23 protein-coding genes are annotated in these 19,392 nt (G+C 36.0%); 12 read left to right on the forward strand and 11 right to left on the reverse strand.

Annotation, left to right across the window (positions count from 1 at the left end; all coding sequences use genetic code 11):
- Nucleotides 1-32 precede the first annotated feature (32 nt).
- From DDY94_RS05300 to DDY94_RS05310, 3 genes are read left to right on the forward strand one after another with little or no spacing between them, the layout of a single operon-like run.
- Nucleotides 33-791: a 5'-nucleotidase C-terminal domain-containing protein gene (locus DDY94_RS05300; protein ID WP_111682998.1), complete on the forward strand. Its 759-nt coding sequence runs from the start codon at nucleotides 33-35 to the stop codon at nucleotides 789-791.
- Entirely contained in the window at nucleotides 788-1,699 is a 912-nt protein-coding gene (locus DDY94_RS05305; RefSeq protein WP_111682999.1) for a bifunctional metallophosphatase/5'-nucleotidase, read from the forward strand. Before DDY94_RS05300 ends, DDY94_RS05305 begins: the two co-directional genes overlap by 4 nt.
- A 60-nt stretch (nucleotides 1,700-1,759) precedes the next feature.
- Complete coding sequence (locus DDY94_RS05310; RefSeq protein ID WP_111683000.1) at nucleotides 1,760-2,152, forward strand: DoxX family membrane protein; 393 nt, start codon at nucleotides 1,760-1,762, stop codon at nucleotides 2,150-2,152.
- On the opposite strand, the gene DDY94_RS05315 is transcribed toward DDY94_RS05310, so the two are convergent.
- The 5 genes from DDY94_RS05315 to DDY94_RS05335 form a co-directional block, all read right to left on the reverse strand.
- Nucleotides 2,141-2,884 carry a hypothetical protein gene (locus tag DDY94_RS05315; RefSeq protein WP_111683001.1) on the reverse strand — a complete coding sequence of 248 codons (744 nt, stop codon included), beginning with the start codon at nucleotides 2,882-2,884 and terminating at the stop codon, nucleotides 2,141-2,143. The two genes, DDY94_RS05310 and DDY94_RS05315, sit on opposite strands and share 12 nt — an antisense overlap.
- A 101-nt stretch (nucleotides 2,885-2,985) precedes the next feature.
- On the reverse strand, nucleotides 2,986-4,980 hold the full coding sequence (gene ligA / locus DDY94_RS05320) for an NAD-dependent DNA ligase LigA (RefSeq protein WP_111683002.1): 1,995 nt from the start codon (nucleotides 4,978-4,980) through the stop codon (nucleotides 2,986-2,988).
- A gap of 14 nt (nucleotides 4,981-4,994) precedes the next feature.
- Nucleotides 4,995-5,576 (reverse strand): LOG family protein, encoded by a 582-nt coding sequence (locus tag DDY94_RS05325; RefSeq protein WP_111683003.1) that lies wholly within the window; start codon nucleotides 5,574-5,576, stop codon nucleotides 4,995-4,997.
- Between the two features lies 1 nt (nucleotide 5,577).
- Nucleotides 5,578-6,471, reverse strand: a complete 894-nt coding sequence (prmC, locus tag DDY94_RS05330; RefSeq protein WP_111683004.1) for a peptide chain release factor N(5)-glutamine methyltransferase — start codon at nucleotides 6,469-6,471, stop codon at nucleotides 5,578-5,580.
- Nucleotides 6,472-6,473: 2 nt separating this feature from the next.
- Nucleotides 6,474-6,965 (reverse strand): GNAT family N-acetyltransferase, encoded by a 492-nt coding sequence (locus tag DDY94_RS05335; RefSeq protein ID WP_111683005.1) that lies wholly within the window; start codon nucleotides 6,963-6,965, stop codon nucleotides 6,474-6,476.
- Between the two features lie 61 nt (nucleotides 6,966-7,026).
- Here DDY94_RS05335 and DDY94_RS05340 point away from each other — a divergent pair, with 61 nt between their 5' ends.
- From DDY94_RS05340 to DDY94_RS05360, 5 genes are read left to right on the forward strand one after another with little or no spacing between them, the layout of a single operon-like run.
- On the forward strand, nucleotides 7,027-7,485 hold the full coding sequence (locus tag DDY94_RS05340) for an LEA type 2 family protein (RefSeq protein ID WP_111683006.1): 459 nt from the start codon (nucleotides 7,027-7,029) through the stop codon (nucleotides 7,483-7,485).
- Nucleotides 7,486-8,508: a bifunctional diaminohydroxyphosphoribosylaminopyrimidine deaminase/5-amino-6-(5-phosphoribosylamino)uracil reductase RibD gene (gene ribD / locus DDY94_RS05345; protein WP_111683007.1), complete on the forward strand. Its 1,023-nt coding sequence runs from the start codon at nucleotides 7,486-7,488 to the stop codon at nucleotides 8,506-8,508.
- 9 nt (nucleotides 8,509-8,517) lie between these two features.
- Nucleotides 8,518-9,132, forward strand: a complete 615-nt coding sequence (locus DDY94_RS05350; RefSeq protein WP_111683008.1) for an HAD family hydrolase — start codon at nucleotides 8,518-8,520, stop codon at nucleotides 9,130-9,132.
- The gene (locus DDY94_RS05355; protein ID WP_111683009.1) at nucleotides 9,129-9,977 is read left to right on the forward strand and encodes an EamA family transporter; all 849 of its coding nucleotides are present in this window, start codon (nucleotides 9,129-9,131) and stop codon (nucleotides 9,975-9,977) included. The genes DDY94_RS05350 and DDY94_RS05355 overlap by 4 nt, the downstream gene beginning before the upstream one ends.
- A 3-nt stretch (nucleotides 9,978-9,980) precedes the next feature.
- The gene (locus DDY94_RS05360; RefSeq protein ID WP_111683010.1) at nucleotides 9,981-10,589 is read left to right on the forward strand and encodes an IMPACT family protein; all 609 of its coding nucleotides are present in this window, start codon (nucleotides 9,981-9,983) and stop codon (nucleotides 10,587-10,589) included.
- Here DDY94_RS05360 and DDY94_RS05365 read toward each other — a convergent pair.
- Complete coding sequence (locus DDY94_RS05365) at nucleotides 10,584-10,991, reverse strand: acyl-CoA thioesterase (protein WP_111683011.1); 408 nt, start codon at nucleotides 10,989-10,991, stop codon at nucleotides 10,584-10,586. The genes DDY94_RS05360 and DDY94_RS05365 overlap by 6 nt on opposite strands.
- A gap of 197 nt (nucleotides 10,992-11,188) precedes the next feature.
- Here DDY94_RS05365 and dnaA point away from each other — a divergent pair, with 197 nt between their 5' ends.
- The 4 genes from dnaA (at nucleotide 11,189) to DDY94_RS05385 (ending at nucleotide 15,288) form a co-directional block, all read left to right on the forward strand.
- A complete protein-coding gene (dnaA, locus tag DDY94_RS05370) occupies nucleotides 11,189-12,616 on the forward strand; it encodes a chromosomal replication initiator protein DnaA (RefSeq protein WP_111683012.1) in 1,428 nt (475 codons plus the stop codon).
- 13 nt (nucleotides 12,617-12,629) lie between these two features.
- Nucleotides 12,630-13,094: a low molecular weight protein-tyrosine-phosphatase gene (locus DDY94_RS05375; RefSeq protein WP_111683013.1), complete on the forward strand. Its 465-nt coding sequence runs from the start codon at nucleotides 12,630-12,632 to the stop codon at nucleotides 13,092-13,094.
- A 65-nt stretch (nucleotides 13,095-13,159) separates the two neighbouring features.
- Nucleotides 13,160-14,569 carry a PQQ-dependent sugar dehydrogenase gene (locus DDY94_RS05380; protein ID WP_111683014.1) on the forward strand — a complete coding sequence of 470 codons (1,410 nt, stop codon included), beginning with the start codon at nucleotides 13,160-13,162 and terminating at the stop codon, nucleotides 14,567-14,569.
- A 2-nt stretch (nucleotides 14,570-14,571) separates the two neighbouring features.
- Nucleotides 14,572-15,288 (forward strand): SAM-dependent methyltransferase, encoded by a 717-nt coding sequence (locus DDY94_RS05385; RefSeq protein ID WP_111683015.1) that lies wholly within the window; start codon nucleotides 14,572-14,574, stop codon nucleotides 15,286-15,288.
- On the opposite strand, the gene DDY94_RS05390 is transcribed toward DDY94_RS05385, so the two are convergent.
- From DDY94_RS05390 to dapF, 5 genes are all read right to left on the reverse strand, one after another.
- Nucleotides 15,285-15,941 carry a peptidoglycan-binding protein LysM gene (locus DDY94_RS05390; protein ID WP_111683016.1) on the reverse strand — a complete coding sequence of 219 codons (657 nt, stop codon included), beginning with the start codon at nucleotides 15,939-15,941 and terminating at the stop codon, nucleotides 15,285-15,287. The genes DDY94_RS05385 and DDY94_RS05390 overlap by 4 nt on opposite strands.
- A 115-nt stretch (nucleotides 15,942-16,056) precedes the next feature.
- Nucleotides 16,057-16,962 (reverse strand): DUF2279 domain-containing protein, encoded by a 906-nt coding sequence (locus DDY94_RS05395; protein WP_232817822.1) that lies wholly within the window; start codon nucleotides 16,960-16,962, stop codon nucleotides 16,057-16,059.
- 2 nt (nucleotides 16,963-16,964) lie between these two features.
- Nucleotides 16,965-18,008 carry an endolytic transglycosylase MltG gene (mltG, locus tag DDY94_RS05400; protein WP_111683017.1) on the reverse strand — a complete coding sequence of 348 codons (1,044 nt, stop codon included), beginning with the start codon at nucleotides 18,006-18,008 and terminating at the stop codon, nucleotides 16,965-16,967.
- Between the two features lie 3 nt (nucleotides 18,009-18,011).
- Nucleotides 18,012-18,536 carry a GNAT family N-acetyltransferase gene (locus DDY94_RS05405; RefSeq protein ID WP_111683018.1) on the reverse strand — a complete coding sequence of 175 codons (525 nt, stop codon included), beginning with the start codon at nucleotides 18,534-18,536 and terminating at the stop codon, nucleotides 18,012-18,014.
- Nucleotides 18,530-19,309, reverse strand: a complete 780-nt coding sequence (gene dapF, locus DDY94_RS05410) for a diaminopimelate epimerase (RefSeq protein WP_111683019.1) — start codon at nucleotides 19,307-19,309, stop codon at nucleotides 18,530-18,532. Before dapF ends, DDY94_RS05405 begins: the two co-directional genes overlap by 7 nt.
- Nucleotides 19,310-19,392 lie beyond the last annotated feature (83 nt).

Here is a 19,392-nt window from a genome sequence, read left to right on the forward strand (position 1 = left end):
AAACAAAATTATTCCTAATTGAAAGTTAAACAATGATCAGATTTTCATTTTTAATTATTCTACTGATCGGTCTTAGTACTTCGTGTAAGGAAGCTCAAAAGATCGAAGGTAAACGCATTGAAATTAATGAGGATATTACCTCAGACCAAGCTATTGAGGATTATGTGAAACCTTTTAGGGATCATGTTAATAACAACCTAGATAGTGTTATTTCTTATGCCCCTGCTACTTATGCCAAATCCGACGGTGAATTTAATACAGCCATCGGAAACCTAATGGCTGATGCCGTTTACAGCGAAAGCAACCCTATTTTTAACAGTCGCACAGGCAAGAATATTGATTTTGTTCTGCTAAATCACGGCGGAATTAGAGCCATTATTTCGGAGGGTCAAATCACTACCCGAACCGCTTACGAAGTTATGCCGTTTGAAAATTCAGTCGTTGTTGTAGAATTAAAAGGAACACAGATCAAAGAGATGCTCTCTTACTTGGCTAGCGCGAAAAGAGCGCATCCGGTTTCAAAACATATTCAAATCACACTAGGTGAAAATTTCGAAGTTGAAACCGCACGGATCAATAACAAACCCATTTCCGAAGACAAAACGTATTACATCGCTACAAACGATTATTTATATAATGGCGGAGATAGAATGACGTTTTTTCATCCAAATGATAGTTTATATGTGTTGGATTATAAAATCAGAAATGTTTTGATCGATTATTTTAAGAAGAAGGATACGATCAACCCGAAGATCGATAACCGCTTTATTAAACTTGGTGACAAATCATGAAAAGAAGACACTTTATACAACAGGCATCAGCTGCAACCACTATGTTAGGTTTAGGTGGATTAACCATGCAATCTTGTATGCCAAAAACCAAGCACATCACTATTTTACATACCAATGATGTGCATAGCCATATAGATCCATTTGGACCTGAAGACAAAAGAAATGCGAACAAAGGTGGTGTTGCCAGACGCGCCACTTTGGTTGAAAATATAAGAAGAGAGAATCCAAATACTTTACTACTAGATGCTGGTGATATTTTTCAGGGGACGCCTTATTTTAACTACTACGGTGGTGAATTAGAATTTAAGCTTATGAGCATGCTTAAATACGACCTTGCAACCATTGGAAATCATGATTTCGACAATAGTATTGATGGATTATATGCCCAACTTCCCAATGCAAAGTTTGAATTTGTCTCGGCTAACTATGATTTTTCAAATACGGTAATGGATACCCATGTGAAGCCCTATAAAGTTTTGGTTAGAGATGGGGTTCGGATTGGTGTTTTTGGATTAGGGATTCAACTTGAAGGGTTAGTGGATAAGAAAATGTATAAAGAAACTGTGTACCATGATCCTATTGAAATTGCTCAGGACATGTCGCGTATTCTGAAAGAAGAAGAGTCTTGCGATTTGGTTATCTGTTTGTCGCATATTGGCTATTATTACAAGAATAGTCCTAATCGTGTTTGCGATTTAAATCTCGCTAAAGCCACCAAAGATATCGATCTAATTATTGGCGGACATACACATACTTTTTTACCAAAACCGACTATTGCACAGAATAGTAAAGGTCAGAATGTACTTGTGAATCAGGTTGGTGCATATGGCTTATATTTAGGTCGAATTGACTTTTATTTTGAACCAGGAAAAGAGTTAAAATCTGAAAGCACTACAATAATTGTTTAATCTTTTTTTGTAAGTATCTAAATTCCGAACGTCTAAGATTTCAACTAAACAATTAAAATTATGAAATCTAAGACAATCATTTTAATACTTCGAATAGCCGTTGCCATTATACTTATTCAAACCCTAAGATTTAAGTTTACTGCTCACCCAGATAGTGTCTATATTTTTGAAACCGTAGGTTTAGAACCAATTGGCAGAATAGGTATTGGAATCCTTGAACTAATTGCTGGTATTTTACTATTAATTCCTAAAACCGTATGGGCCGGAGCTGCACTGACTTTAGGACTAATTGGAGGTGCCATAATGATGCATCTCACACAATTAGGCATAGAGGTTAGAGGCGATGGAGGTGTGTTATTTTACACAGCTATTATAACCTTTATTTTAAGCGGCATTATCCTTTATTACAATCGTGAATCGATTCCTTTTTTAGGAAAGAAATTAAGCTTCTAACTTTTCATCTATGTCCATATATGCTGGTTCCGGACCAGTATATTGTAATTGAGACTGTAGATAAAAGAACAGAAAAGCAATAACCAAGAAGAAGGAATATATAAATCCTAAACTTCTGTCATCTAATATGTAGTAGTAGGCCAATTGAATAATTTCAGAAAATACAATACATATAGATCCTAACAGAAACATCATAGACTTATTGTCATTTCTATACATGTAGTCAATTAAAGCTACAGATAAAAGCGCCATTACAATTGCATTGTAAACAAACTCTAATGTATACTCATAGATTGAAAGTGCACTTTTAGTAGTGTCGGTAACCAACACAACACAGAATACATCTAAAAGAAAAAGAATTATAATAGGTATGGTAAGTTCTTTAAATACCTTTTTTAGTTTTAATGATGTTGTAATTTTTGCAATAAGGAATATATACGAAATAATATATAAGATATTGGCTCCGTAATAATAATAATCTATTTCACCCTTTTCTATCATGGGCCCATACCAAGCCGAATAACTTAACAGATGTGCTATGGTAAATGTGACTAAAAACCAGAAGAATAAACGTGATCTTATTTCTGTCCAACGGCAATAAATGAAAGTAAGGACAACAAGCATTAATGCACTTACTGCTGCGCCTTCCAATTCAAACTTTAGCCCTTGAAGTACTATAAAAACACCTCCTAAAAGCAATAGCCCAACTTTTATGATTCTATTCGCTAACATTAATTAATCCCTTAATTATTAAAGCGAATATAAAATAAATTTACAATTAAACGATAAAAAATTACATTTTATCGATGAAATACACAATTTTTTGTAAGAATTTATCTAATCATGTCCAGAAATTCTTGTTCAGATAGTATTTGAATATTTAAATTTTCTGCTTTTGTACGTTTACTGGGGCCCATTTTATCGCCTGCTACCAAGTAACTTGTTTTAGAAGAAATGGAAGAAGACACTTTGCCACCATTGTCTTCTATCAGTTTTTTGAGCTCATTTCTAGAAATAGTTTCAAAAACACCAGAAACTACGATAGATAAGCCTTTGAGCTTATCGGTTTGATTGGCCAATTTTTCAGCTGAAATTTCTAATTGCACACCAAAGGATCTCAAGCGCTCCACAATTAATTTGTTTTCTTCCGAAGAGAAAAACTCAACAACGCTTTCTGCGATGCGTTCCCCTATTTCGTCTACTGATACCAAATCTAAAGTTGAGGCATACATTAATGCATCAATTGATTTATAATGTCTCGCAAGTTTCTTGGCAACTGTTTCTCCAACATATCTAATTCCCAACGCAAACAAAACACGTTCAAAAGGGATTTGTTTTGAAGCTGCAATACCATTGACCAGATTCTCAGCACTTTTCTCAGCCATACGCTCTAACGGAATGACCTGATCTACTGTCAACTCATAAAGATCAGAATAATTGCTAATCAAGCCTTCGTTAACCAAAAGAGCAACCGTCTCACCACCTAGTCCTTCAATATCCATGGCTTTTCTAGATATATAATGCTGTATTCGCCCAATAACTTGTGGTGGACATCCATTGTAGTTAGGACAGTAGTGCTTAGCTTCTCCTTCGGGGCGTAAAAGTTCAGTTCCGCACTCCGGACAATGCGTAATATATTGGGTTGGTTTTGAGTTTTCAGGACGCTTCGAAAGATCTACTCCAACAATTTTCGGAATAATTTCACCACCTTTTTCAACATAAACCTCATCCCCTTCTCTAATATCAAGCTTTTCTATCTGATCCGCATTATGTAACGAAGCACGCTTCACAATTGTACCTGCTAATTGCACGGGTTCTAAATTAGCAACAGGTGTAATAGCACCTGTTCGCCCGACCTGATAGGTAATTTCATTCAATCGGGTTGAAACTTGTTCAGCTTTAAATTTATAGGCCATTGCCCAACGTGGTGCTTTGGCAGTAAATCCGAGTTCCTCTTGTTGAAATAAACTATTCACCTTAATAACGACACCATCAATTTCATAAGGCAAATTATGTCGGTGCGTATCCCAATATGCGACATATTCTAAAACTTCGTCAATAGAGTTAACTAACTTGGCCTCTTTAGGAACTTTAAAACCCCATTGTCTTGCCATTTCTAAACCTTCGTATTGGGTTGAAATATTGAGATTATTACCTTTAATACTATAAAGTAAGCACTCCAATGGACGTTTAGCAACCTCTGCACTATCCTGAAGTTTTAAGCTTCCTGATGCCGTATTTCTAGGATTTCTGTAAGGTTCCTCTCCATTTGCAATGCGCTCTTCGTTCATCTTTAAAAATCCTTCAATTGGTAAGATGATCTCACCTCTAATATCGAATCGTTCAGGATAGTCACCCTTCAATTGCAATGGCACCGTATTGATGGTTTTCACATTTGTAGTCACATCATCACCTTGTACACCGTCACCTCGCGTTACAGCTCTAAGTAGCTTCCCGTTTTCATAGGTAAGATTCATAGAAGCACCGTCATATTTGAGCTCACAGGTATATTGCACCTCGCCGTCCACCAACTTTTTAATTCTGGTTTCCCAATCTTCTAGGTCTTCTTTTGAATAGGAATTATCCAAGGAGTACATTCTGAAATCGTGAACAACTGTATTAAAGTTCTTCGTGATTTCACCACCGACACGTTGGGTTGGTGAGTTTGAATCAAAGAATTCAGGATGAGCTTCCTCTAAAGCCTGAAGCTCCTTCAGTTTCATGTCGAACTCATAATCGCTAATAGTTGGATCATCAAGAATGTAATAGTTATAATTATGTTGACGTAATTCGTCTCTGAGGGTTTGTATTTTTTCTTTTGTATTCATTTATTCTGGCAGCCTTAAAGTCCTTCTTTATTTAACCATTTTGGAGCTGGTAATGGTACATAATTGTTCATTTTTTCGAGTATTCCTTCAATGGTATCATCCATAACTACAGCATCAAAATTTTCCTGCTTTAAAAAACCTCGTTCTACCATGGTTTTACATTGACTTATTAAAGCATCATAGTATCCATTGATATTTAATATGCCAATAGGTTTTGTGTGTAATCCGAGTTGCCCCCAAGTGGTGATTTCGAAAAATTCGTCCATCGTACCGAAGCCTCCAGGAATAATGATAAATCCATCACTTTTTTCATACATAATGACCTTACGATCATGCATATTTTCAGTAACGATCAAATCTGTAAGACCATCATGAACAATCTCTTTGGTTTGCAAAAACTTTGGGATTACACCTATTGCTTTCCCATTATTTTCTAGAACAGCCTCTGCTACTCTACCCATGATACCAATTTTGGCGGCACCGTAAACTAAGGTTATATTTTTCTTAGCCATGGTTAGACCTAATTCATAAGATTCCTTAACGATGTAGGGATCATTGCCACTACTACTTCCGCAGAATACTGCTATGCTCTTCATATTATTTTTTTTGACCTTTTAACATCCGATAATTACCATTAATATCTTTTCGTAATTCAATATTCTGAAAATTGGCATCCTCGAGTAAAGTCTTAGATTCAGCACCAAGATACTGGTTAATTTCAAAAAACAGTTGGCCATTCGTATTCAAATTATTAACAGCAAATTTGGTAATGGCCTTATAAAATATTAGTGGGTCATTGTCCTCCACAAACAAAGCAAGATCTGGTTCATTTTCGAGGACATTTGGTTTCATTTGTTCTTTTTCTGATCGTCTTACATACGGCGGATTAGACACTATGACGTCAAACTTCCCATTTTCAAAAATTGAACTTTGGAAAGATTCATTTAATATATCGCCTTTAATAAATTCAACTTCAACATCATTGTTGTTAGCGTTTTCCTTTGCAACATCCAGCGCTTTTTCTGAGACATCAACTGCAAAAACCTTGGTACCATTTAAATGCTTAGCTAAGGAAATAGAAAGACAACCCGAGCCTGTACCTAAATCTAAAATTCTAAGTTTTTCAATCTGATCATTGGCAACGTCCGTTTTTTGAATCTGATTGACTTCAGTTATTATCCAATCTACCAATTCTTCGGTTTCCGGTCTTGGAATGAGCACATCGGAATTAACTTTAAATTTTAAACCATAAAATTCCGTTTCGCCCAATATATATTGAATGGGTTTCTGCTGTTTTAGATCTTCGAGTATTTGAAAGAAGGTATCTGTTTCGGATGTAGTGAAGGTCAACTCAGGCTCTAAGGCTATCTGGATTCTGGCAAAATTAAAGTGATGTTCTGAACTCAAAAAGAAAAAACTTTCCACTTCGTTGCTTCCGTATATACGGTCTAATTCTTTATGAAAAATTGCTTTGAGATCTTGCGCTTTCAAATCTAGAGGTTTTTAATCATCCACACAGTACAAGAATAATGTCCGGTATCGCCCATAGGCTGATCTATAAACTCAAAACCTACTTTTTTATAGAGTTTACGGGCATCATCCATATATGGCATTGTCTCTAAATAGCATTGCTCAAAACCAGCTTCCTTGGCAAAGGCCAAGCATTTTTCCATCATGGCACTTCCTAGACCTTTCCCTCTGGCTTCGGGCATAAAATACATTTTCTGTAATTCACAAACGTTACCTTCATAATTATCTAAAGGAGATATTCCTGCACCTCCAATGATATGATCACCATTTTCAACAACGTAATACACCTTCCGGGGCTGGTTATAAGTTTCAGTCATACAATCTAAAGCCGTATCAGCATAGGCTGTACCAACCTTTGGCACGCCCATTTCAATCAAAACACTTCGGATAGCCTTAGCAATTTTAGGATTATCCTTTTGTTCAATTTCTCGAATAACAATAGTATCTTTACGCACTTAATTTTCTAATTTTTATCGAATTTTTTTCGGTATGAAGATAGCTATAATTATCTAGGATATGGGCAAAAGATTGCTTATCGTTTTGGTGTTTTTTTCACTAGTTTTCAACTGCACGGTTACTGAAGAACCAGAATTTCTGGGTTTAGATAATATCAAAGTTGTAGATACCAACATTAAGAATATAACCATCAGTGCAGACGCTCTGTTTAATAATCCAAATGATGTTGGAGGTACTCTAAAAACAGATGATTTAAAAGTTTATATCAATGACAGTAAAGTCGCTTCATTTGCATCGGAAACCTTTGACGTTCCTACTAAAAAAAACTTCAAAATACCATTGACCGTTGCTATTGCCACTGATAGTATTATCGACAAAAAGAGTCTTGGTGGTCTCTTAGGAAGCCTGATCTCTCAAAATTTAAAGGTGCAATATAAAGGTGACATAAAGTATAATGTGTTTGGGTACAGTTCAACATACGAGGTTGATAAAACTCAAAACATAAAAATTAAACTGTAATTGCAGAATCACGAATATTACATAAAACGCTGTCTGCAGATCGCTCAAAATGGATTAGGCACCACGAGACCAAATCCGATGGTAGGTGCTGTTGTTGTTTACAATGATAAAATCATCGGCGAAGGATTTACAAGTACCTATGGCGGTCCGCATGCTGAAGTTATCGCTATTAACTCAGTCGAAGATCAATCTTTATTATCTCAAAGTACGCTGTACGTTACCTTAGAGCCTTGTAGCCATTTTGGGAAAACACCACCGTGTAGCGACCTCATCATTAAACATCAAATTCCTGAAGTTGTCATTGGATGTATTGATGATAATCCTGAGGTCGCAGGTAAAGGAATCGCCAAATTAAAAGCTACCGGATGCACAGTGACTGTTGGCGTTTTAGAAGCTGAGTGTAAAACTCACCATAAACGTTTTTTTACTTTTCACAATAAAAAACGACCATATATCATACTAAAATGGGCTGAATCTGAGGATGGATTTATTGCACCCTTGACCAAAGATGAAAAGAAACCCGTTTGGATCACTAATAAATATTCGCGACAGTTAGTCCATAAATGGCGCGCTGAAGAACAGGCTATTTTAGTCGGAACAAATACCGTTGTGCAAGATAATCCAGCCTTAACAGTGCGAGATTGGGTTGGTAATCAGCCCATCAGAATTGTATTAGACCGCACACAGCGTCTTGATAAAAACTATAGTGTTTTTAATTCGCAATCCGAGACGCTAAGAATAACCAATTCTGATATTGATTTCGATCAACCTATTGCGTCTCAAATATGTGATCTATTATATCAGAAAAACATAAATTCAGTGATTATTGAGGGTGGCGCTAAAACACTTCAAACATTCATTAATGAAGGCGTTTGGGACGAAGCGCGGATTTTTACGGGAACTATTCAATTTTTAAATGGTGTTAAAGCTCCACAGCTTGAAGGCGAATTAATTTTGGAAAACAAAATCTTCGATGATACCCTTAAGATTTATGCAAATAAAAATGAGTTTTCGTCTCGATAATTATATGCTATGATCAAAACTATTATATTCGATTTTGGTGATGTGTTTATCAATTTAGATAAACAAGGAGCAATGCAAAATGCGCTTGACTTATTCGAATTACAGAGTTTTGAAGAGGACATGCTGACGACGAATATGGCGTATGAGATTGGTAAAATCTCCACGCAACAATTTATTGATTTCTATTGTTCAAAATTCCCGAGATTATCTGAAAAGGATGTGATTGATGCATGGAATAATATTTTGAAAGATTTCCCAAAATACAGACTAGAGTTTATTCAAAATTTGGCTCAGAAAGGAGATTACAGACTCATGCTTCTAAGCAATACCAACGAATTACATATCGACTTCATCAAAGCAACTGACATCGATTTCTATGACGACTTTAAAGGTTGTTTTGAGCAATTTTATCTATCACACGAAATTAAACTAAGAAAACCAGATGCCGATATTTTCAATTTTGTTTTGAATGAAAATAATTTAGTGGCTTCAGAATGTTTGTTTATTGACGACACCATTCAAAATACCGAAACAGCAAGTGCCTTAGGATTTCATGTTTGGAATATTGATGAAACCAAAGAAGATATTGTTAACCTTTTCGACATTAAAAAAGACCTCTTTTGATCTATTTATCACTCAGTATATTATCCTCTACAGCCATTTTTGTGCTTTTCAAATTATTTGATAAATACAAAGTGAATACGCTACAAGCCATAGTCGTCAACTATTTAACTGCGAGTTCGTGTGGAATCATGTTTTACGATCAAGAGATCAGTAGTTCTAACATGCTAGAGTCAACTTGGTTTTATGCTGCTTTGGTGCTTGGATTCTTATTCATTAGTATATTCAACGTAATGGCGCTAACAGCTCAAAAAAATGGTTTATCTGTAGTATCCGTAGCTAGTAAAATGAGTGTAATAATTCCAGTACTTTTTGGTATACTCATTTATAAGGAGAGCGTTGGATTTCAAAAGATCGCTGGCATTTTATTAGCATTGGTAGCGGTGTATTTAACCTCCGTTAAACCTAAAAGTGAAGTTGTTTTAACTAAATCCATCTATTTACCGATTATACTATTTTTAGGTTCAGGTATAATTGATACAAGTGTAAATCACTTTGCACCAGACGGTAAAATGCCGTTATTCCTTTCTATTATTTTCGGAAGTGCAGGAATTATAGGCATTATAACTGTGAGCTTCAAACTACTTCGTTCAAACCATAAATTGAACAGAAAAAGTATTCCGTTTGGATTTGCCCTCGGTTTTGTCAATTATGGTTCCATGTATTTTTTACTTAAAGCATTACGCGTTGAAGGATATGAAAGTTCGTCCGTCTTTACCATTAACAATGTCGCAATTGTTGCCGTTTCATGTTTAATCGGACTTATACTATTTAAAGAATTAATTTCGAAAAAGAATTGGCTCGGTATTGCGATCGCCTTGGTTTCAATAATTTTAGTAACTCTTTAATTAATGAGCGCAGAAGATACATTCCGAACAATTGCAAGTCCTTCAGAAGGTGAATTATTTAAAGATAAAAACAGTAAGTTTTATGGTTTTGCATTTCCTGTTTCGAACGAAACTGAAGTAAAATCTCATCTTGAAGCCATTAAGAAAGAACACTATGCGGCAAGGCATTGGTGTTACGCCTATCAACTTGGTACCGAATCTCTACGCTACCGCGTAAATGACGATGGTGAGCCTGGCAATTCTGCCGGCATGCCTATATATGGACAAATTCAATCTTATAACCTTACAAACATTCTTGTCATTGTAGTGCGCTACTACGGAGGCACGAAATTAGGCATGGGTGGTTTAATAAACGCCTATCGTACAAGTGCGAGTTTAGCCCTAGAATCTGCTCACATTACCGAACGTACCATTAACCACCTTTACAAGCTTGAGTTTGAATATAAAAACATGAGTAGAGTGATGAGACTTCTGAAAGAAAATCAAGTAGATATCATTAATCAGGCCTTAGAGCACAATTGTTTGTTGGAAATATCTGTCAGAAAAGGTAATAGTTCTAGAGTAAAGGAACTATTCAGTGATTTTTTTGGCGTGAAAATCGATGAATTATAACGAATAATTTTGCAGTTTATCTAAAAGATATTTTGGACATCGCGTTGGTCTATTCCGTTTCATGTCTATAAATGCCAAGACCGTATTGCCAGTTGCCAATATTTCGTCTGAATTATTTCGTAATTCGTAATCAAATTCTATCGAAGCTGTTGGTAACTTTTTCAACTTAGTTATCACTTTAAGCTCATCGTCATAACGTGCTGAATTTTTGTAGTTTATCTGAAGTGAAATAACAGGAAGCATAATACCCTCTTGCTCCATAACCGCGTAGCTTAGGCCAAACTCGCGCAACCACTCTGTTCTACCAACTTCAAAATAAACAGCGTAATTGGCATGATATACAACACCCATCTGGTCTGTCTCACCATAACGCACCCTTATTTTAGTCTCATTTAAATTCAATTTTGTGCTTTTTATTAACAAAAAATTTGTAATTTTCGAAGATTTTAAACATGAGAAAATATTTCTTAAAATTCAATGAAATTTCATTTTTTTTTTAAGAATTTTGTTCACATATTTGTCATGTTCAAAACCACAAGAGAATCCTAATTCTCTTTTTTTTTGCTAATCTAACTAACAAACAAATCTAACTAAAGCGAATGGAGATTACAGCGCAATCTGTCTGGAACAATTGTCTCGAATTTATTAAGGATAATATTCAACCTCAAGCCTATAAAACATGGTTTGAGCCCATTCAGGCTGTTAAACTTTCAGGTAATGCGCTTAGTATTCAAGTTCCAAGTAAATTTTTCTATGAGTGGTTAGAAGAGCATTATGTAAAAATCCTAAAAGTTGCTTTAACCAAAGAACTTGGTGACGATGCCAAATTAGTTTACGTTATTAAAATGGAAAACACGTATGGCAATAAGCAACCTTTCACAGAAAAAATTCCGAGCGCCAACAGAACGCCTGTAAAATCTCAGGATGTTGATGTTCCATTTGATAATAAAAGTCCAGAATTAAAAAATCCATTTATAATTCCTGGTATTAGAAATGTAAAGATTGAATCGCAACTTAACCCAAGTTATACATTCGAAAATTTTCTAGAAGGTGATTCTAATCGTTTAGCACGTAATGCAGGTATCGCTGTAGCTAATAAACCTGGAGGAACCTCTTTCAATCCACTATTAATTTTTGGTGGTGTTGGATTAGGAAAAACACATTTAGCACATGCTATCGGAGTAGATATTAAGGACAAATATCCTGAAAAAACTGTGCTTTATATTTCTGCGGAAAAATTCACACAACAGTACATAGATTCTGTAAAGAAGAACAATAGAAATGACTTTATTCATTTTTATCAGATCATCGATGTCTTGATCATAGATGATGTTCAGTTCTTATCTGGTAAAACCGGAACTCAAGATGTCTTCTTTCACATCTTCAATCACTTACACCAAAATGGTAAGCAAGTGGTTCTTACAAGTGATAAGGCACCTGTTGATATGCAAGATATTGAACAACGTCTATTATCTAGATTTAAATGGGGACTTTCTGCCGAATTACAAACGCCAGATTTTGAGACCAGAGTTTCAATTCTAAAAAACAAACTCTATAGAGATGGTGTTGAGATGCCAGAAGAAATCGTTGAGTATGTTGCAAAGCATATCAAAACAAATGTAAGAGAGCTAGAGGGCGCTATAATTTCTCTAATTGCACAATCATCCTTCAACAAAAAAGAGATCACGATTAACTTAGCTAAAGATATCGTTGAGAAGTTCGTAAAAAATACCAAACGTGAAGTATCTATCGATTATATTCAAAAGGTCGTTTCAGATTATTTCCAAATGGATGTGAGCACGCTTCAATCTAAAACGCGTAAGCGTCATATTGTTCAAGCGCGCCAACTCGCTATGTTCTTTGCTAAAAAGTATACCAAAGCATCGTTGGCAAGTATTGGATCTCAGATTGGTCAACGCGATCATGCTACCGTTTTACATGCTTGTAAGACTGTCGATAATTTATCTTCAACCGATAAGCAATTCAGAAAGTACGTTGAAGACTTAGCTAAGAAACTTTCGCTTTAATTTTTTTTGAATCATGACTCGTATTCTAATGGTGTGTCTCGGCAATATATGTCGCTCACCACTAGCCCACGGTATTCTTCAAGCTCAACTTCCAACTGATAAATTTCAAGTAGACTCTGCAGGCACGGCAGCCTATCATATTGGTAATCCACCCGATCGTCGGTCTATTGAAGTAGCGCGCTTAAACGACATTGATATTAGTATGCAAAGTGCGAGGCAATTCAGAGTATCTGATTTTGACGCTTTTGATGTGATCTATGCCATGGATAATTCAAACTATACTAATATTATTAGTCTTGCCAGAAACAATTCTGATATTGGAAAAGTAAAATTATTCCTTGAAGAAAATCCCGCTATATCCAACAAAAATGTGCCAGACCCATACTATGGTGATATGAGTGATTTTGAATATGTTTTCGAAATATTGAATGCCACCTCTGATATAGTAGCACAAAAACTCCTTCATAGTAAACCATAAGCTTTTAACTTCTCATTTACTTGATTTTTTGTAAATTAGAGTCATAATTCCCATGAATCAAGGCTATGAAAACTATAACTACTTTCCTATGCTGTATTAGCATCTCAATTTGTTTTTCTCAAGATTTAGAACTCGACTTATTTGCAACTGGTTTAGATCAGCCCGTTAATATAAAACATGCTGGTGATGATCGCTTATTTGTTGTGGAACAAGACGGTAGAATTAGAATTGTAAATAGTGACGGGACTGTTGAAAGCACGCCTTTTTTAGATATTGACGGGCGCGTGAGAAATCTTGCTTTTATTGGTGATGAAAGAGGCTTACTGGGACTAGCATTTCATCCAGATTATGCTAGTAACGGGTACTTCTTTGTCAATTATATTAATAATTCAGGGAATACCGTTGTTTCAAGATTTTCAAGAAATATGACCAACCCATCTTTAGCAGACCCTAATTCAGAACTCATCATATTAACTTACAATCAGCCTTTCACCAACCATAATGGTGGTGATTTAGCGTTTGGTGCCGACGGTTATCTATATATATCATCAGGAGATGGTGGCTCTGGTGGTGACCCTCAAAACAACGCACAAAATCTGGGAAATTTATTGGGTAAAATTCTAAGAATTGACGTCAATAATTCTACTGTTTCCAATCCATATGATATACCATCAGATAATCCATTCGTCAGCAATGGTGCTGCTAGTGATGAAATTTGGGCCTATGGTTTAAGAAATCCGTGGAAGTTTTCTTTTGATAGATTAACCAACGACATTTGGATTGCTGATGTAGGGCAAAATGCCTTTGAAGAAATTAATCTTGCTGGCCCTACTGAAGCCGGACTCAATTATGGTTGGCGTTGTTATGAAGCCAATGATATCTTTAATAATTCAGGTTGCCCAGCGAGTAGCACCTTAACTTTCCCAGTGTCTGAATACAGCCATTCATTTGATGGCGAATTTAAATGCTCAATTACTGGTGGTTACAGATATCGCGGAACGACCTATCCTAATTTTGAAGGCTTGTACTTTTTTGCAGATTATTGTAGTGAAGAAATCGGATTCTTGAGAAATGAAAGCGGTAGTTGGAATATGACCCTTGAGGGATTTTCGGGCGACTGGGTTGCTTTTGGAGAAGACGTGAATGGTGAATTATATGTTTCTAGCCTTTCGGGTGGAAATATTTTTAGGCTTACAGATGCTTTACTTAGCGTTGACGAAAATGCTTTAAATACGATTAATATCTATCCCAATCCGGCCAAAGATATACTTTACTTAGATTTTTCAGGATCTGGTAGTGCCGTCTCAACAGAAATTTCCATCTTTGACATTCAGGGTAAAAAAGTAAGATCTCTGACTAGCACTAATGAAACTGTTCAGAATATTGCCATTTCAGATTTGAAAAGTGGCTTCTATCTTTTGAAGATTGAAACTAATGACGGCAGACAACGCACTGAGAAGTTTGTTATTAATTAAAAATGAATACCGATAAAGGCGCCTTATATTTAATTCCTACACGATTAGGTGATAATCCACCGCTAGAAGTTTTACCAATATCTATTAAAAAGGTAATTGAAGACCTTGATTATTATATTGTTGAAAATGAAAAAACAGCACGACGTTTTATTAAACGTGTCTCACCAAGTAAATCACAGCCATCATTACGACTCAGTGTTTTAAATAAATATACCACAGAAACCGAACGTAACACCTATTTAGATCCTTGCTTAGAAGGCGAGTCTATTGGATTACTCTCTGAAGCTGGTAGCCCAGCCATTGCCGATCCGGGTTCAGATATTGTGAGCCTTGCACATCAATTAAATATTAGGGTCATTCCTTTAGTTGGACCGTCGTCAATAATTTTAGGACTTATGGCTTCTGGTATGAATGGACAAAGCTTCTGCTTTCACGGCTATTTACCAATTGATAAAAACGATCGTAAATCAAAATTAAAAGCATTAGAGCGTCAATCAGCCGAGCATAATCAAGCACAAATATTTATTGAGACACCCTATAGAAATATGAAAATGCTAAATGATTTAGCAACGATATTACATCCGCAAACTAGAGTTTGCGTTGCCTGTGACTTAACATTACCTACGGAATTTATTAGAACGATGCCAGCAAGTGCTTGGAAAAATAACGAAGAAGACCTTCATAAAAGGCCTGCTATTTTCATCATTCAAAAGGATTAAAGTCTCGCCTTTGCTTTTTTATTTGGCTCAATTATAGACGTATCGTAACCCGAAAATCTTTTCATGTAATATTTTACTGTTGTACCATAGGCATCAGCAAAATTATTACTACCATAGCTACGCAAGTACTTCTTAACGCTTCCAGGACCAGCAAGGTGCGCTGCAGCTAAAATTCCTGATTCAGTAATTTTAACACCACCTATATACTTACCGCTAAAGCGCTTTATATCTTTTCTTAACACCCATTTGTTTCGAGATGCATTCGCTACAAATGCTTTTTCTTGTAACTCCGGATTGTATAAAAACTGATTAGGATTATAAATACCAAGTAATTTGAGAGTTTCAGAACCAAATTGGTACTTTCCTAAATATCCTAAGGTATTAACCGTAAAGTAATCTCCTCTAGATTCTTTAAACGCTAATGCCTCCTTGAAACCTTCAAATGATTTCCCGAGATGCGGTGTAAAAATATTTGGTTTGATGTCCTCTTCTTCTCCAACCAGAGCCAGATCCGCAGAGATATTATAATCGAGGTTGAGTCCCTCAGTAGAATAAAGGTCTGAATTTAATGTGGAACTTGGATATAATGCCAAAGCCATTACCAAACAAATTGAAAATGGCAGTAATACATTCTTAACGCTATTCTTTATCATAACAGCCAATTTATTACTATGAAGCGTTCCCCAAAAGCTTCATAAAATTCGGGTGCAAATATACGAATTTTTTTTATTTCTTGAAAATCAACACGTTAAGCGTTATTAAAAGTTGTTAAAAGTAGAGATAATGCAGCTTTACGCGTCCTTGACTATTCAGCTCTAAAGCTGGAAATGGCACCTTAATTACGTTGAAAACGTCAAATATGGTTTTTAACAGGCGAGAATTGGTCTTTATTCGGCTTAAATCAATGTCTAAGCTGAAATAATATTGTTGTACTCTATTTTGATCTGGAAATAACGGATCATTAGGATCACCTGTTAGCATTCCATCCGCGCCATAACCGAAGGCGAAATTCAACCAATTTGGCAAATAATCGGTTTTTAAAAAGGAATTTAAGTTTGCACTTAGCCAATATGTCTGTCCGTTGTAGTCTTTCAGAAATTCTTCAGCCAATCCGCTTCCTAGTTTATCTGGGCGTTGGTCAGCAAAACGAGTTTGGTGAAATGAATATTTCAGTAGAATGCGTTGTTCTTGCCATAATAATTCTTGTCCGACATATAATCCTGTTCCCAAACCATTCGCTGCCATATCGGCCCACGAAAAACCCCATTCCTCCGAAAATCCATCCATTATCTCTACCGCAGTTAAAAACCCTAAACCTAAAGTAGAGCCGTAAAGTAGTTGATCTCTCTTGCTTACACCTGCCCAATTCAGCGTATTTGCTCCTATCCTACCCAACTGATATGATGAAAAAACATGACCAAATTTATCCATTTGAAGCCACTCTTCACTATCATCAACAGTTTTAAACTTTGATCTTGGGTAATCGGCATACCAAAGTCTATCTAAACCGACCAAGGTTAGCGTTCCTAATGATGCTTGGGTAATTACAACTGCATTGCGCCTCGATCTATTCAATGAATCACTAGGCTTTAAAAATTGATCAACCTTAGACTGACCATAAAGTGAACTAGACGCCAGTAAAAACAGGACGATATAGCCAAAGATGTTATTCAAAATTATCGGTTTATCCCTTGAGACGATAAATATCTTTGATACGCTCTAGCGTTGACATTGTGTTGCGCTAACGACTTTGCGAACTTGTGGTACCCCAAACGATTCACATCAACTGCAAAATAATAGTAGTCGTGCTTTTCAGGGTTCAAGACAGCTTCAATGGCAGAAAGATCAGGCATTGCAATTAGACCCGGCGGCAGTCCTGCGTTCTTATAGGTATTATATGGTGAATCTATTTCCTTATGAACGTTTAATACACGTCTTATGACTGTGTTTTTATACTTCGGAAGTTGATAAGCGGCAAATTTTAAGGTCGGATCGGCATCGAGCTTCATTCCGATTCTTAAACGATTCAGATAAACGCCAGCTACTCTTGGCTGTTCGTCCTTTTTCTTTGATTCCTCATAAACTATTGAAGCTACCGTCATTACCTCATTTGGTGTAAGATTTAAAGCCTTGGCTTTTGCTTTTCTAGAGGCATTCCAGTAAGATTTATATTCTTTCAGCATCTTATCTCGGAAACCTTTGGCAGTGGTATTCCAGAAGAATTCATAGCTATTTGGTAAATACATGCCCAATGCTGTTGCGTCATTGAAACCATTTTCACTTAAAAAGTCCTCATCCGTCATTGCTTCTAATAATGAAAGGCTATCTGCTTCAATTTGTTTGCTTATTCTTCCGGCGAGATCTTCTAAATTATGCTGATTATTGAAAGAAACCTTAATAGGTAAGTTTTTACTTCGAATTGAATTAATGATATCATTATTATTCATGCCTTTCGATATCATAAATCGACCAGCCTTGACATTCGAAGTATATTTCTTCTGACTTGCCAATGCATCGAAGCTGTCCATATCATCCAATAATGGCTCAAGTTGATTTCTAACTTGTGTATAATTTGCACCTGTTGGAACATAAATATAGGCCTCATCGGTTGTGAATTTTGTGTTAGGCTGAAACATGGCGCCGTAGATATAATAGGCTATCACACCAAAAATTACGAGTCCGATCAAGGCAATCGCCCAAAGTATCTTTTTTATATACATAAGTTAGTTGTTAATACGCTGTAATATATATTCGTTTGAAAAGTTTTGTCCGTTAAAACTCCAATCTTTTTTTAAGCCGATCTTTTCAAATCCGTTGTTCTCAAACAGTTTTAAACTTGCTTGGTTGTCTTCTGAAATATTTGCAAAGACCTGATGTAAATGTAAAACTTCAAAACAGTAATCTACTAAAAGCTGTAAGGCTTCTTTACCAAACCCTTGATTTCGATTAGGCACATCTTTAATTAAGATGCCTATTCCCGCACGCTTATTTTTCACGTTATAATCAAAAACGTCAATAAGACCTATGGTATTGTCATCATTGGTGCAGATGGCCAATCGCAATTGTTTTGCTTCATAAATATCTTGCTTGGCATTTTCGAGATATTGCTTTATTAAAAATCTCGAATACGGTGCTTGTGTATCACTTAATGCCCAAAAGGACATTTCATTTTCAATCTCATAAACAAAATCGAGGTCTTCAGGTTCCAATGCTCTCAAATAGATATGTTGGCCTTTTAGTGTTACCATACTAGCTCTCCTTTAAAAACTTGTATTGCTGGTCCGATTAACCATACGTTAGTATATCCATTATTAAGCTTATCAAAGGTTACCTTCAAATCACCTCCTGGTGTTTTTAAATGAACTTCGTTAGACTGAGTTTTAGCTTTTTCATGCATAGCCAAAGCAACCGCAGTAACACCGGTTCCGCATGAAAGGGTTTCATCTTCTACGCCGCGTTCGTAGGTTCTTACAGCAAACTTATTGGCAGATAGCTGTTCTACAAAATTTACGTTGCTACCAGATTTGCCGTAGGGTTCACCATATCTAATTCTTGAGCCTTCACTTTTCACATTATAAGCCTGAATATCTGAAACCATTTCAACATGATGTGGCGATCCGGTATCTAAAAATAAATGATCGCTGAAGACTTCAATAGCAGACACATCTTGCATTTGAAGCTGCACTGTATCACCTTCAATCTTCGCATTATGCAAACCGTCTATGGCATTAAAAACAGTATTATTTTCAATTATTCCTAAATACTTGGCAAAAGCTGTAATACAACGTCCGCCGTTACCACACATACTACTTTCATTGCCATCAGCATTAAAATAAACCATCTTAAAATCAGACTCAGCATCATTTTCTAACATAATAAATCCGTCTGCACCAATGCCAAAACGTCTGTCACACAATTCTGCGATGCGCTTGGTATTATTTTTGCTGATTTGTTGTAAACGATTATCAACAATAATGAAGTCGTTACCCGTACCTTGATATTTGTAAAATGTCATAGTCATAATTACAGGCAAATATAAGAATAATAGCCTGTAAAATGAGGTGTTAAAGGGCAGTTAAAGTTGACGTTAAATAGTCGTTAAAA

The organism is Winogradskyella tangerina (assembly GCF_003260205.1).
Taxonomy (GTDB): Bacteria; Bacteroidota; Bacteroidia; order Flavobacteriales; family Flavobacteriaceae; genus Winogradskyella; species Winogradskyella tangerina.